Below are 13147 nucleotides of genomic sequence, written 5' to 3' on the forward strand. Positions count from 1 at the left end.
GGACCAGAGGACAATGACCGACGACCCCACCCGGCGAGTGCGCGACGCCGCCGAGGCGCGCGGGCTGGACATCGAGATCCGCGATTCGCCTCGGGCAGGATCCCTCGAGGAGGCCGCCGCCCAGCGCGGCATCACGCCCGCAGACATCGTCAAGACGCTCGTCGTGAAGGGGAAGGGCGACCGGTACTACTTCGCCCTCGTTCCCGGCGATCGCGCGATCTCCTGGGCGAAGCTGCGCACCGCTGTGGGGGCCAACAAGCTGCGTCTACCGGAGCCCGAGCTCGCCCTCGAGGCAACCGGCTACGAGCGCGGCACGATCGTGCCGCTCGGATCGACGCACGACTGGCCCGTGTATGCCGATGAACGCATACGCGGCAAGCGTATCTCGATGGGCGCGGGGGCGCACGACTACGCCCTGTACGTCGAAGCCGATGCGCTCCTCGACGCGTACGACGCGACGGTCGCCGACATCACCGATCCGATCGACGGGATCCGCGGGGTCCTCCCGAAGGAATAGCTGCTCCGCGAGCGTGCATCGTTCTCGCGGCAGCGCATCTGAATCGACGCTCACTCGCGGGACGGATGCTCACTCACGGGCTCGGGGGTGGCGACGCTCTTCCGGTCTCGTGCGCCCACATCGCGGCCTCGACGCGATTGCGCAGACCGAGCTTGGCGAGGATCCCCCCGATATGGGTCTTGACCGTGCCGAGCGAGACGAACAGCTCCTCGCAGATCTCGGTATTCGTCAGGCCTCGCGCGAGCAAGCGCAGCACCTCCTCTTCTCGGGGCGAGAGGGGTTCCGCGGGATCCACGACGGACCGCGGCTCCGCGAACCTCTCCAGCAGCCGCGTGGTGACGCGCGGCGAGATGAGCGCGTCGCCGTCCGCGGCCGCGCGGACGGCCTCGCCGAGCAGCTGCGGTCCAGCGTCTTTGAGGATGAACCCCTTGGCGCCCGCCCGCAGCGCGCCGTAGACGTACTCGTCCAGGTCGAAGGTCGTCACGACGACGACCGCGAGCGGATCCGCGGCATCGGGGCCCGCAAGGATCCTCGTCGCCTCGACTCCGTCGCGGCGCGGCATCCGGATGTCCATGAGCACGACGTCGGGGCGCAGCCTCCGAGCGCGCGCGACGGCCTCCTCGCCGTCGGCGGCCTCGCCCACGACGTCGAAGCCCTGCGTCTCCAGCAGCGCGCGCAGCCCCGAACGGATGGCCGGTTGGTCGTCGGCGATGAGCACACGGATCATCCGTTCCCGCCCCTCGGAAGCACCGCCCGGACACGCCACCCGCCCGATGGATCCGGACCCGCCTCGCAGGTGCCGCCGAGCAGGTGCGCGCGCTCGGCCATGCCGAGGATCCCGTACCCCCGGCGTGAGCGGGAGGGCGCGGATCCGTCATCCGTCACCTCGATCGTCACGGACGGCCCCGCAGCGGCGACGGCCACGTCGATCAGGGTCGCCTCGAGCGCGTGACGACGCGCGTTCGTCACGGCCTCCTGCGCGATCCGGAACGCCGTCTGCGCCAGGAGCTCGGGAAGGCTTTCTGCGTCGACGCGGACCCGCACGGCGGGCGGCCCGTCCGCGGCGAGCGCCGAAAGCGCGGCGATCCCCGGTGTCGGCGCGAGAGGCGCGTCCTCGGCATTGGGCTCGCGATGGCCCGGCGTCGGCTCGCGACCCGCATCGGGCTCACGGGTGTCCGCGCGGGGCGGGGAGGTCCGCGCGCCGCCGGACGAGAGCCGCGCGTCGTCGCGCAACACGCGCACCAGGGAGCGCATGTCCCCCAACGCCGCCTGCGCCTCCGTCTCGATCTCGGCGAGAGATCCCGCCGCGCGCCCGGGATCCGCGGGAAGGAGCGCCTGCGCCGCCTGCGCGTGGACGACCACCGCCGACACGTGGTGGGCGACCGTGTCGTGCAGATCACGCGCGAGGGCCTCGCGCTCCCGCGCCCGGATCCCGTCCCGCTCGCGTGCACGGGCATCAACGCGCTCCCGCCGCAGGGCGCCCGCCAGGCACGTGCCTCCGACGAACGCGACGCCCGCGACCGCGCCGGCGACGCCCTCGCCTCCGGATGCCGCAGACAGGGCGAGCCCCGCGCTGAGCACGAGGCCGCCGACGACGCGCGCGCGCCCGGATCCCCACCGGAAGAGCGCGTACGGGAACAGGATCGCGACGAACATGGCCGCGAGCGCATTCTGTCCGGCGCCCGCCGAGAAGGCGGCGAGCTCGAGGCCCGCGACCGCCAACGAGATCCCGATCACGATCGGCAGCGGATGACGCCGACGCCACGGCAGGGCGAGCGCGATGAGGATGGTCACGGCGACCGCGGGGACGGGCCACGCGAGATCCGTCCGGACCGCGCCCTCCGTCGCCGCCACCACCGCAACGATGGCGACGAGCACGCCATCCCGCGCGCGGGGCCCTGCAGCCCCGGGGGCCCGAGGCGCGTCCCAGGCCGCCCGGAGGCGCGAGCGGATCCTCACGCGGGCGCCGTCCGGTCCAGGCGCGCGCTTTCGCATGGTCGACACGCTACTCACGCGAGGGCCGCCGCGGTGCGCCGCGCACGAACCCGTCGCCGGATGATGATCTCCGCGACGAGCGCGTTGAGGATCCATCCGGCGTCCATCTGCAGCAGGCGCGCGAGCTCGTCGGGCGGCCCGAACGCGATGATGAAGGGCATCGAGGTGAGAACCTGCGTGCCTGCACCCATCGCGAGGGCGTAGGCGCGGATCATCCACGCCCCGTGTTCGCGGAAGCGGCCGCGCGCGACGTTCACGACGCCCATCGCGAGGAAGGCGAGGGTCAGGATCCCGACGATCCCTCGCGAGATCGCAAGACCGACGCCATCGACGGGCGGCATCTCGTACGCCGCGTTCATCCACAGGCCGGACACCGCGACGACGACACCCGACGGCACGAGCAGGTATCGCCCCGCGAACATGTGCCAGCGCGTATGCCGACGCCGCAGGGTGGGGAGGAACTGGAATGCGCCGACGAGCGAGAACACGAGCGCGGAGACGATGTGCAGCACGATCGGCAAAGGATCGCCGACGAAGCGCGCAGTCTCCGGCGTCGAAGCACCCTCGGCGATGGCGCCGAGGCGCGCCGCGCCGGCAAGGACCGGGACGAGCGCAAGCAAGACCAGCCCGGCGGCGAGCGCCCACTCGCGAGCGGGGACACGAATCGGTGAGGAGGACATGCCCCGATCGTGCGTCAGCGCCCGCCCCTCCCGCGTCGGCCGGATGGCCGAATCTCAGCGCACGGACACCCAGCTCGCCACGATGTCGGCCAGCATTTCCCGTGCCCGTGAGGCGGTCGGATCGGAAAGGATGTCGCGGTCGAAGAGGTGGCCGAAGGTGTGCTGGTTCGCGACCTGGAACACGCAGTACGAGCTGATGAGCATGTGAAGGTCGAACGCCGCGATGTCGTCGCGGAACGATCCGTCCTCCCGCCCGCGCACGAGGATCCTCTCGAGCGTGTCGACGGCCGGCTGCCCGAGCTCGCGCAGCGAGTCGATCCGCTTCAAGAACTCACCGCGGTGGATGTTCTCGATCATCACGAGACGGATGAACTCGCTGTGGTGCACGTGGTGGTCGTATGTCGCCTCGGCGATCGCGCGCAGAGCCTCAAGCGGTTCCAGACCGGCGACGTCGATCCGGCCCTCGGCCTCGCGGATCCCCCGGTAGGCCCGTTCGAGCACCGCGATGTAGAGCTGCTCTTTGCCGCCGAAGTAGTAGTAGATCATCCGCTTCGTCGTGCGCGTGCGCGCGGCGATCTCGTCGACGCGGGCTCCGGAGTACCCGACGTCGGCGAACACCTCGCTCGCGACATCGAGCAGCTCGCGGCGCGTGCGCTCCGCGTCGCGCGCACGGGGGACGGATCCTGGGCTCGGCATCCCCGTCATCGTACGGGCTCCCGGTCGTTCGCGAGGAGACGGCGCGGATTGTCGACGAGCATCGTGCGGATGTCGTCCTCCCCGACGCCGCGGGCGCGCAGCTCCGGCAGGATCCGATCGTGCAGGTGATGCAGGTGCCAGTGCGGGGCGCGGGCGCGGCGCCACGACGGGGGCGTCACCCGGCTGAAGACGGCGGCGTCGTGCGAGAGCGCGATCCGCGGCGCGAGGCCGCGTTCGAGCAGTTCGAGCAGCGTCCGCACGCGCTGCGCGTCGGGGGCGGCATGCTCCATCCCGAAGCGATCGAAGCCGAGCAGGGAACCCTCCGCGGCGAGCTCGACCAGATAGGACACGTCGTCAGAGTCGCCCGCGTGGCCGATCACCACACGGTCGAGCGAGACGCCCCGCGCGCGGAGCATCTCCTGCTGCGGAAGCCCTCCGCGCGACGGAGAGTGCGAGTGCGTGAAGATCGGTGCGCCCGTCTCGGCGTGCGCGACCGCGGCCGCCGCGAAGACGCGGCGCACGTCGTCTGTGACGCCAGCGGCATCGGAGACGACCTTGATCGCGCCGGCCCGCACCGGGGTGCCCTGAATGCCTCGCGTGAGGTCGTCGACGAAAAGCTCCGCGAGCGGATCCGGTCCGTCGACGAGGAGCCCCGGGCCGTTCAGCCGAAAGTACGGGGGCAGCACGTCGTGCGTGTACCAGCCGGTCGCGGCAACGATCCGCACCCGCGTCGCCTCGGCCACGCGCTGCACGCGGCGCACGTCTCGACCGAGCCCGGGAACCGTGAGGTCGACGACGGTGCGCACGCCGCGGTCATGGAGGCCGTCGAGCTGCCGGACGGCCTCGGCGATGTGATCGCGCTCGGCCCACTCCGCGCTCGGGGCGGCGAGGTCGATCTCGCCGCCCCCGACGAATACGTGCTCGTGGAGCAGCGTCTCGCCGAGGGCGGCGGGCGCGACGTCGCCCGTGAACGTCGGTACGGGCCGTGCGCTCATCGGATCACTCGGCCGTCGCGCGAATTGCCTCGAACATGGCGAGCGAGTCGCCCGTCAGGTTCTCCTCGAACCAGCTCACCGCCTGATCCTGGAAGGCGGCGACGTCGACATCCTCGTGCACGTTCCACTCATCGCCCGACTTCCACTCCTCGATCGTGGCGGCCTCCTGCTCTTCGACGCACGCGGTGACCTCGTCGACCGCCTGCGTCACGGCATCCGAGACGACCTCCTGCTGCTCCGAGGAGAGCTCGTTCCAGACCTCGCTGACGATGACGAGGTTGGTGTTGAGCGCGTGGGCCGACAGGCTCAGGTCGCTCTGCACCTCCTGCAGATTGGAGGAGTCGATGTTGGTGATCGGGTTCTCCTGACCGTCGACGGTTCCCTGCTGCAGCGCGAGGTACAGCTCCTCGTACGCCACCTCGGTCGCCTCAGCGCCGAGCGCCTGAGCGTTGAGCAGGAACTGCGGGGATCCCGGGAAGCGCATGCGCATGCCCTCGAGATCGGCGGGCTCGAGGATCGGCGCGTTCGCCGTGAAGTGGCGCGCCCCGACCGACCACACACCGAGCACGTTCACGCCGGAGGCCGCGGCGAACTCGTCGAACACCTGCTGCCCCTCGTCGCTCGCGGCGAACGTCGCGAGGTGGTCGGCGTCATCGAAGGCGTACGCCGCGTCGAGGACCGAGATCGGTTCGTAGACCGCGCCGAGCGCCGAGGCACCCTGGATGTCGAGGTCGATGTCGCCGGACGCGACCGCCGCAATGCGGTCGGCGTCGCCGCCGAGCTGGCTCGAGGGGAAGATCTCGACCGAGATCCCCACATCGGCGCTCTCGATCTGCTCCTTGATGACTGCGGCGCCGCACGTGTGCTGCGGCTGGTCTTCGTTGTAGCTCGTGGCGAAGGTGAGCTCGAACTCGCCTCCGTCGCCCGTCGCGGCGCCCTCATCGGATCCGCTGCAGCCCGCCAGCGCCAGGGCCGGCGCGGCGACCAGAGCGACCCACGCTGCTCGCTTGGTTCGTGCGTTCATGGTTCTGCATTCCTCTCTTGTGGTGCGTTCACACCGGGTGCACGGCCGCCTCGGCGGCGACCAGGTCTTTCAAGTCGTTCATCATGGCCTCGCGGTCCGCGGGCTCGCCCGTGAAGATCTCGAAGGCGTCGGCTGCCTGCCCCATCGCCATGCCGAGCCCCGAGATCGTGCGGTGACCCCGGGCGCGGGCGCGCAGAAGCAGCTCCGTGTCCGTGGGGCGGTAGACGATGTCGCCGACCCACGCGTCCGCCGCCAGGAGCGCCGGGTCGAACGCCATGCCCGGGTGGGCGGCCATGCCGAACGGCGTCGCGTTCACAACACCGGAGGCGACGGGGAGCAGTCCGGGGAGTGCCTCGGCGTCGACGCCCCGCACGGCGCCGCGCGCGACCGGTCGCACGCGCTCGGCGAGCGAGAGGGCACGATCCTCGGAGGCATCGCAGATGATGAGGTCGGCGATATCGCGCGCGGCGAGGGCCGTCGCGACGGCCGCCCCGGCGCCCCCGGCGCCGACGAGCACGACGAGGTCATGAGCAGATCCAGCAAACGAAGCGTCGAACGCCGATCCGAATCCCGTGACATCCGTGTTGTGCCCGATCGTGCGCGCGCCGTCGAAGCGCACGGTGTTGACGGCGCCGACGCGCTCGGCGCTCGGCGCGAGTTCGTCGAGGAGCGGGAGGATCGTCTGCTTGGCGGGGTGGGTGACGTTCAGCCCGTCGAAGCCCATCCTCTGCGCCGCCCACAGCAGCCTCGCGAGCGGCCCCGCCTCCGCATCCGACGGCTCGATCGCGATGGGCCGGTACACGTAGTTCATCCCGTGGCGCGCACCCTCACGCTCGTGCATGGGCGGCGTGAGCGACGGCGCGACTCCCTGCCCGATCAGTCCGGCGAGAATCGAGCGACGGCGGTGCAAGGCGTGTGCGATCACAGTCCGAGCACCCCCGGAAGCCAGGTGACCGCCTGCGGGAAGGCGACCATGAGAGCGATGATGACGACGAACGGAATGAGGAACGGCAGCGTGCCGCGGAAGACCTCGCCGATGCGCGCCTTCGACACCGAGGCCGTGACGAACAGCACCGTGCCGACGGGCGGGGTGAGCAGCCCGACCATGAGCGAGATGATGACGACGACGCCGAGCGTGACCGGATCGACTCCGTAGGTCTGTGCGATCGGCACGAGGATCGGGACGACGAGGACGAGCACGGCGGTCGCGTCGATGATGGTGCCAAGCACAAGGCACAGCACGACGGTCAGGATGAGGAACACGGTCGCGCTGTCGCCGAGCGACAGCATCGCGTCGGTCATGAGCTGCGGCAGCCGCTCGCGGGCGAGGATGTAGCCGAGCAGCGATGCCGACGCGACGATGAGCATGATCGCGCCCGTCGTGAGAACCGTCTCCGTGAGAGCCTGCAGGAGGCCCTTCCAGCTCAGCGAACGCTGCACGACCCCGACGATGAGGATGTAGACGACGGCCACGGCCGCGGCCTCTGTCGGAGTGAAGAAACCGCCGAGGATGCCGCCCAGGATGATCACCGGGGTGACGAGCGGAAGAAGCACGCCCTTCAACGAGGCGGCCACCTCCCGCCGATCGAAGGTGCCGCGGCGGATCGACGGATTGCGTGCGACGAGGACGGCGACGACGATCACGAGGCCGACGGCCATCGCGAGGGCCGGGATGACGGAGGCGGCGAAGAGCGCCCCCGTTGAGACGGCCGCGAGACCGGCGTAGATGACGGCGGGGATCGACGGCGGCATGACGGGCGCGATGAGCGCCGACGACGCGGAGACGCCGGTCGCGAAGCGGCGCCCATAGCCCTCGCGCACCATCTGCGGGATCTGCACCTTGCCGAGCGCGGCGGCATCGGCGACGGCGGATCCGGACATCCATGAGAAGCCCACGCTCGTGCCGATCGACACGTACCCGAGCGATCCGCGGACACGGGCGAGGACGGCGAGCGCGAAGCGGAAGAGGCGGTCGGCGATTCCCGCGTGGTTGGAGAGCGCGCCCAGGAGGACGAAGAGCGGCACGGCGAGCAGCGGGAAGCTGTCGGCGGCGTTGACGACCTCGCGCAGGGCGTTGCCCACGGACTGTCCGTTCAGCCACATGTAGACGATGGACGGCCCGAGGAAGGCGAAGGCGACGGGCACCCGAATGACGAGAAGCACCGCGATGGCGATGCCGAGCAGTGCGAGCATCATGCGGTGGCCTCCTCGTCCGCGGCGATCTCGGCGAACACCGGGCCGTGGATCGCGATGTCCGCAGCCGCGACGAGCGAGCGGATCGCGGTGCTCGCGACGCCGATGAGGACGGGGATGTAGACCCACGACATCGGGATGCGCAGGACCGGCGACTTGATGATCCCCTGCGAGTCGATGAGCGCGATCGCCTCGATGACGAGCGAGATCGCGACGGCGGCGACGATCAGGAGCGCGAGTACCTGCACGACGCGCACGAGCGTGCGACTCGGCAGTGTGTCAGCGATCTCGAGCGCGATGTGGCCGCGATTCGTGATGAGAAGGCCGGCGGCGGAGAAGGTGAGCCAGACGAGGCAGAACCGCGAGACCTCCCCCGTCCACGCGACCTGATCGACCGGCAGATATCGCTGAGCGGCCTGAAAGAAGATCAGGGTGAGGATCACGACGAGGCACGTCGCGCCGATGGCGAACTCGACGCCGGTGATCACGCGCACGAGGCCGCGCCAGGCGCGCGGTCGTACGGGGGTGGTGTCTTCCATGGGACGTCCTTGTCGGTCCATGAGCGGGTGCGATAACTAACGTACCGGGTAGTACATTGCGTGCGCAAGAAGTCGACTGTCCCGCGAGCGGGAACCGAGTCGCGTCTTTCTCGCGGTGGAGTCAGCCCGCCACGACGGCCGCGAGGCGGCGCACGGCGAGGTCGTACCCCTGGATCCCTGCGCCGGCGAGGACGACAGACGCGTTGGCGCTCAGGTACGAGTGGTGGCGGAAGGGCTCGCGCGCGTACACGTTCGTCACGTGCACCTCGGCGTAGGGCAGCGCAACGCCTTCGAGGGCGTCGCGGATCGCGATGGACGTGTGCGTGTACGCGCCCGCGTTGATCACGACGGCATCGCAGTCTTCGCGCGCGGCGTGGATCGCATCGACGAGCGCGCCCTCGGAATTGGACTGCACGCACCGGGTCGCGAAGCCGAGTTCGGAGGCCGCTTCCGTCGCGACGCGCTCGACGTCGGCGAGCGTGTCGGATCCGTACAGCTCGGGCCTGCGCGTGCCGAGCAGGTTCAGGTTCGGGCCGTTGACGACCAGGATCCGCTTGTGCATGCGCGCCCTTCTATGTGACCTGCCGCTGCGCCGACAAGCGTACCGGGGCATTCGGAGCCCCGTAGCCGTCGTAGCCGCCGCGTCGTTCGACGATCTCAAGGAAGAGCCCGCCGATCGTGGGGGTGTAGAAGTGCACGAACTCGCCCTCGCCATCGCGGTCGTAGAGCAGGCCGAGATCTTTCAGCTCGGCGATCCGCTCGGGCTCCAGAGCGAACCTCGCCTGCACGTCGTCGTAGTAGTTCGCGGGGATCGGCAGGAACGCGAGCCCGCGATCGCGGGCGCGACGCGCGACGGCGACCGCATCGTCGACGCGCACCGCGATGTGCCGGTGCGGCACAGGAGCCGTGGGCGGCGCGAGGTTCATCGGCAGGCGCACGACGCCATCCGGCGAGCGCATCACCTGGCTGCGCACGAGCCCGCGCGGCCCCGGAACCTCGGCCGCCGGCTCGGCGTCGAGGCCGACGACGCTCGACATGAACAGGACTGCCTCGTCGAACTCCTGCCAGGGATACGACACGTTGATGTGATCGATCCACGCTGCAAAGCCATCCGCGACGTCGCCGCCCTCGAACTCGCGGATCCAGGATTCCTCGGGATCGCGGTCGTTCCAATACACCTCGGTACCGTCGGGCGACGCGACGGCGCGCAGCTCGACCTCGCCACGATAGGTGCGGCGATACACGGGATCGGCTCCGAGCGACGCGGCGCGGGCCGACGCCGCATCCGCATCGTCGACGGTGACACCGAAGCCCGACAGACGCGGCACCTCGGAACGCACCTGCTCGTCGAGGACGATGCGCGCCTGGCCCGCCGACCACAGCCGGACGGGCTTGGAGCGGTGTCGCCCGCGGAACGTGAACCCGAGCTGTCCGAGCAGCTGATCCACCTCGTGGAGGTCGGCAGCGGCGATCTCGACGAAGTCGACGCCACGCGCCGCCTGCGGGGCGGGGATCCGAGAATCCGCCCACCCGTGGGCCGCGGACGTGCGATCGGCGAGCCAGGTGAGCGACCGACGCGCGTGCGCGGCCGTCCGCACGACATCGGTCTGCCGGAACGTGTCGTTAAACACCTCGAGCGAGAGCGGCCCGGAGTAGCCCGCGCGGAGCACGTGACCGAGGAATCTCGTCAGGTCGAAGTCACCCTCCCCAGGAAACAGCCGATGATGCCGGCTCCACTGGAGCACATCCATCGCGAGCGCGGGCGCATCGGCGAGCTGCAGGAAGAAGATCTTCTCGCCCGGGATCCGCTCGATGTCGGCGGGGTCGTGCCCGCGGCTGAGGATGTGGAAACTGTCGAGGCAGACGCCGAGGTTCGGCCGGTCGGCCCTCTCGACGAGTCGCCACGCATCGCGATAGTCGTCGACGAAGGTTCCCCAGGCGAGGGCCTCGTACGCGATGCGGATCCCCCGCTCCGCGGCAAGGTCGGCGAGTGCGCCGAGCTGACGCACAATCACGTCTTCATCGCCGACGGTCGCCGTCCCGACATTGCTGCACAGGAGCATGAGGTCGGTGCCGAGTCTCTCCATGACGTCGAACTTCGCGGCCGCGCGACGCAGATTGTCGGCGAAGGTCTCCTCATCGACGCCCTCGCCGTCGCGGAACGGCTGGAACATGTCGATGCGCAGCCCGAGCCGCTCGCAGAGGGCGCGGATCTCCTCCGGGGATTCGGGGGCTGCCACGAGGTCGGCGTCCATGATCTCGACACCATCGAATCCCGCGGCCGCACAGGCATGGATCTTCTCGACGAGACCGCCCGACAGGCACACCGTCGCCACTGACGTGTTCATGCAATTAACGTACCAGATCGTACATAAAAGGATCCGCTGCTCCTGCGGTCTGCGCGGTACCTTATGAATGCGCCGTGAACTCGTCACGGCACGACCGTCCAGCGTTCCGCGCGCACGCTGTCAACGACGACAGAAAGGTCATCGCATGGATTCCGTGATCCTCCTGATCATCGGACTCGCGATCTTCGCAGCCGGCTATCTCGTCTACTCGAAGTACCTCGGAAAGCGGGTGCTGAGACTGGATCCCGCGTTCCGCACCCCCGCGCACGAGAAACACGACGGCGTCGACCACGTTCCGACCAACAAGTTCGTGCTCTGGGGGCACCATTTCACGTCGGTCGCGGGCGCCGCCCCGATCGTCGGCCCCGCGATCGCTGTCATCTGGGGATGGCTGCCCGCGTTCCTCTGGGTCACGATCGGCACCGTCTTCTTCGCCGGGATGCACGACCTCGGCGCCCTGTGGGCGTCGGAGCGCAACAAGGGCCGCTCGATCGGCGCCCTCGCCGCCCGCTACATCGGGCGACGAGGCTCGTACGTCTTCCTCGTCGTGATCGGCCTGCTGCTGCTCATGGTGATCGCCGCGTTCGCGGTCGTCATCAAGAACCTGCTCATCGGCAACCCCTCGGCCGTCATCCCGGCCTGGGGAGCGATCCCCGTCGCGATCCTCATCGGCCTCGCCGTGTACAAGCTGCGCTGGAATCTCACGGCCGTGACCGTCATCGGCGTCGTCGCGCTCTATGCACTGATCTTCGTCGGCGACCGCGTCCCCGTCATCCTGCCGGATCCGATCCTCGGGATGAGCCCCGCGACGTTCTGGATCCTCGCCCTCTTCCTGTACGCGGGCATCGCCTCGCTGCTGCCCGTCTGGCTGCTGCTGCAGCCGCGCGACTACATCAACGGCGTGCAGCTGTTCATCGGCCTGGCGATCCTCTTCGTCGGCACGATCGTCGCGGGCCTCGTCTTCGGCAATGGCTTCGTGGCGCCCGCGATCAACACCGCGCTCCCCGACGGGACGCCCGACATCTGGCCGCTGCTGTTCGTCACGATCGCCTGCGGCGCGATCAGCGGATTCCACGGCGCCGTGGCGAGCGGCACGACGTCGAAGCAGCTCGACAAAGAGACCGACGCCCGATTCGTCGGATACTTCGGCGCGGTCGGCGAGGGCATGCTGGCGCTCGGAGCCATCCTCGCGACAACGGCTGGGATCCAGTCGGTCGCCCGCTGGGAGGAGATCTACAGCGCGTTCGGGGAGGGCAGCGTCGGCGCATTCGTCGAGGGCGGCGGCAACATCATCGAGATGGGCCTCGGCCTGCCGCAGTCGCTGTCGGCGACCGTGCTCGCGACGATGGCCGTGCTCTTCGCCGCGACGACGATGGACACCGGAGTGCGCCTCTTGCGGTTCGTCTTCCAGGAGGCCTCCGAGATCATCGGCTTCAAGATGAACAACCTCGTCGGCACGCTCGCCGTGCTCGTCGTCTGCGTCGGCCTCGTGTTCAGCCAGGGCGTCGACGGATCCGGCGGGCTCGCGATCTGGCCGCTGTTCGGCACGACGAACCAGCTGCTCGCGTCGCTCACGCTCGTGATCGTGTCGATCATGCTGATCCGCAAGCGTCGCAACGCGTTCGTCGCGATGATCCCGCTCACGCTCGTGTTCATCGCGGCGTTCTGGGCAGCGATCGTCCAGGTCGGGTCGTTCTGGAACGGCGGAGTCGACACGAACTGGCTGCTGCTCGTGCTCGACATCGTGATCATCGTCGCGACGATCTGGGTCGGCGCCGAGGGCATCTCCGCAATGCGCCGCGCGGCGCGCGAGGATCCAGAGGTGGAGGACGCCGACCTGACCGATCACGTGACGAACACGATCCCGACGGCGAGGTAGCGATCGTGTCCCCGTCGCGCTGGGCGGCCTTCGCAAAGGGCCTGAACGATTTCTACGCGGGCCCGTACCGCCAGACGTTCGCCCGCGCCCAGCGCGACGAGGACGATCACTTCATGCTCGTCGTCCTCGCCGAATCGCTCGGCGTGCCCGATCCGGCCGCGTACTACACGGCCGAGCTGATGCCCGCCGTCTACGACGATTTCCACGACTGGCACCAGCGCGCGGGGATGGAGCGATCGCCCTTGGATCACATCTCGTGCTGCTGAGGGCGCCCGCGTTCG

The 13147-nt window shown here is 69.7% G+C and carries 14 protein-coding genes; 3 read left to right on the top strand and 11 right to left on the bottom strand.

The features are described from left to right. Positions 1-13 precede the first annotated feature (13 nt). Positions 14-517, top strand: a complete 504-nt coding sequence (locus C0012_RS11510) for an aminoacyl-tRNA deacylase (RefSeq protein ID WP_110588031.1) — start codon at positions 14-16, stop codon at positions 515-517. Between the two features lie 73 nt (positions 518-590). On the opposite strand, the gene C0012_RS11515 is transcribed toward C0012_RS11510, so the two are convergent. The 11 genes from C0012_RS11515 to C0012_RS11565 all read right to left on the bottom strand — a co-directional run bounded on the left by C0012_RS11515 (position 591) and on the right by C0012_RS11565 (position 10987). Next, positions 591-1244, bottom strand: a complete 654-nt coding sequence (locus C0012_RS11515) for a response regulator (RefSeq protein WP_110588030.1) — start codon at positions 1242-1244, stop codon at positions 591-593. Beyond that, positions 1241-2512 (bottom strand): histidine kinase, encoded by a 1272-nt coding sequence (locus tag C0012_RS11520; protein WP_162621760.1) that lies wholly within the window; start codon positions 2510-2512, stop codon positions 1241-1243. Before C0012_RS11520 ends, C0012_RS11515 begins: the two co-directional genes overlap by 4 nt. A 14-nt stretch (positions 2513-2526) precedes the next feature. Beyond that, complete coding sequence (locus C0012_RS11525; RefSeq protein WP_110588028.1) at positions 2527-3192, bottom strand: DUF2306 domain-containing protein; 666 nt, start codon at positions 3190-3192, stop codon at positions 2527-2529. A 54-nt stretch (positions 3193-3246) separates the two neighbouring features. Beyond that, positions 3247-3888 carry a TetR/AcrR family transcriptional regulator gene (locus C0012_RS11530; RefSeq protein WP_198411128.1) on the bottom strand — a complete coding sequence of 214 codons (642 nt, stop codon included), beginning with the start codon at positions 3886-3888 and terminating at the stop codon, positions 3247-3249. A gap of 5 nt (positions 3889-3893) precedes the next feature. Next, positions 3894-4883, bottom strand: a complete 990-nt coding sequence (locus C0012_RS11535; protein WP_110588026.1) for a phosphotriesterase family protein — start codon at positions 4881-4883, stop codon at positions 3894-3896. Between the two features lie 4 nt (positions 4884-4887). Further along, positions 4888-5907 (bottom strand): DctP family TRAP transporter solute-binding subunit, encoded by a 1020-nt coding sequence (locus tag C0012_RS11540; RefSeq protein ID WP_110588025.1) that lies wholly within the window; start codon positions 5905-5907, stop codon positions 4888-4890. A gap of 28 nt (positions 5908-5935) precedes the next feature. Then, complete coding sequence (locus tag C0012_RS11545; RefSeq protein ID WP_232527903.1) at positions 5936-6832, bottom strand: shikimate dehydrogenase; 897 nt, start codon at positions 6830-6832, stop codon at positions 5936-5938. Then, positions 6829-8103: a TRAP transporter large permease gene (locus tag C0012_RS11550; RefSeq protein WP_110588024.1), complete on the bottom strand. Its 1275-nt coding sequence runs from the start codon at positions 8101-8103 to the stop codon at positions 6829-6831. The genes C0012_RS11545 and C0012_RS11550 overlap by 4 nt, the downstream gene beginning before the upstream one ends. After that, positions 8100-8639 (bottom strand): TRAP transporter small permease, encoded by a 540-nt coding sequence (locus C0012_RS11555; protein ID WP_162621759.1) that lies wholly within the window; start codon positions 8637-8639, stop codon positions 8100-8102. The genes C0012_RS11550 and C0012_RS11555 overlap by 4 nt, the downstream gene beginning before the upstream one ends. A 121-nt stretch (positions 8640-8760) precedes the next feature. After that, positions 8761-9201 carry a type II 3-dehydroquinate dehydratase gene (aroQ, locus tag C0012_RS11560; protein WP_110588022.1) on the bottom strand — a complete coding sequence of 147 codons (441 nt, stop codon included), beginning with the start codon at positions 9199-9201 and terminating at the stop codon, positions 8761-8763. Between the two features lie 10 nt (positions 9202-9211). Next, on the bottom strand, positions 9212-10987 hold the full coding sequence (locus tag C0012_RS11565) for a bifunctional sugar phosphate isomerase/epimerase/4-hydroxyphenylpyruvate dioxygenase family protein (RefSeq protein ID WP_110588021.1): 1776 nt from the start codon (positions 10985-10987) through the stop codon (positions 9212-9214). Positions 10988-11132: 145 nt separating this feature from the next. Between C0012_RS11565 and C0012_RS11570 the strand changes: the two genes are divergently transcribed. Continuing rightward, positions 11133-12866, top strand: a complete 1734-nt coding sequence (locus tag C0012_RS11570; protein WP_110588020.1) for a carbon starvation CstA family protein — start codon at positions 11133-11135, stop codon at positions 12864-12866. Between the two features lie 5 nt (positions 12867-12871). Then, on the top strand, positions 12872-13132 hold the full coding sequence (locus C0012_RS11575; RefSeq protein WP_408631138.1) for a cory-CC-star protein: 261 nt from the start codon (positions 12872-12874) through the stop codon (positions 13130-13132). Positions 13133-13147 lie beyond the last annotated feature (15 nt).

This window comes from Microbacterium suaedae (assembly GCF_003254645.1).
GTDB classification, from domain to species: domain Bacteria; phylum Actinomycetota; class Actinomycetes; order Actinomycetales; family Microbacteriaceae; genus Microbacterium; species Microbacterium suaedae.

Excerpts from the sequence above, each read along its gene's own strand:
- C0012_RS11555 (WP_162621759.1), bottom strand. The coding sequence starts at position 8,639 with ATGGAAGACACCACCCCCGTACGACCGCGCGCCTGGCGCGGCCTCGTG.
- C0012_RS11525 (WP_110588028.1), bottom strand. The coding sequence starts at position 3,192 with ATGTCCTCCTCACCGATTCGTGTCCCCGCTCGCGAGTGGGCGCTCGCC.
- C0012_RS11535 (WP_110588026.1), bottom strand. The coding sequence starts at position 4,883 with ATGAGCGCACGGCCCGTACCGACGTTCACGGGCGACGTCGCGCCCGCC.
- C0012_RS11520 (WP_162621760.1), bottom strand. The coding sequence starts at position 2,512 with ATGCGAAAGCGCGCGCCTGGACCGGACGGCGCCCGCGTGAGGATCCGC.
- C0012_RS11550 (WP_110588024.1), bottom strand. The coding sequence starts at position 8,103 with ATGATGCTCGCACTGCTCGGCATCGCCATCGCGGTGCTTCTCGTCATT.
- C0012_RS11530 (WP_198411128.1), bottom strand. The coding sequence starts at position 3,888 with ATGCCGAGCCCAGGATCCGTCCCCCGTGCGCGCGACGCGGAGCGCACG.
- C0012_RS11570 (WP_110588020.1), top strand. The coding sequence starts at position 11,133 with ATGGATTCCGTGATCCTCCTGATCATCGGACTCGCGATCTTCGCAGCC.
- C0012_RS11540 (WP_110588025.1), bottom strand. The coding sequence starts at position 5,907 with ATGAACGCACGAACCAAGCGAGCAGCGTGGGTCGCTCTGGTCGCCGCG.
- aroQ (WP_110588022.1), bottom strand. The coding sequence starts at position 9,201 with ATGCACAAGCGGATCCTGGTCGTCAACGGCCCGAACCTGAACCTGCTC.
- C0012_RS11510 (WP_110588031.1), top strand. The coding sequence starts at position 14 with ATGACCGACGACCCCACCCGGCGAGTGCGCGACGCCGCCGAGGCGCGC.
- C0012_RS11515 (WP_110588030.1), bottom strand. The coding sequence starts at position 1,244 with ATGATCCGTGTGCTCATCGCCGACGACCAACCGGCCATCCGTTCGGGG.
- C0012_RS11565 (WP_110588021.1), bottom strand. The coding sequence starts at position 10,987 with ATGAACACGTCAGTGGCGACGGTGTGCCTGTCGGGCGGTCTCGTCGAG.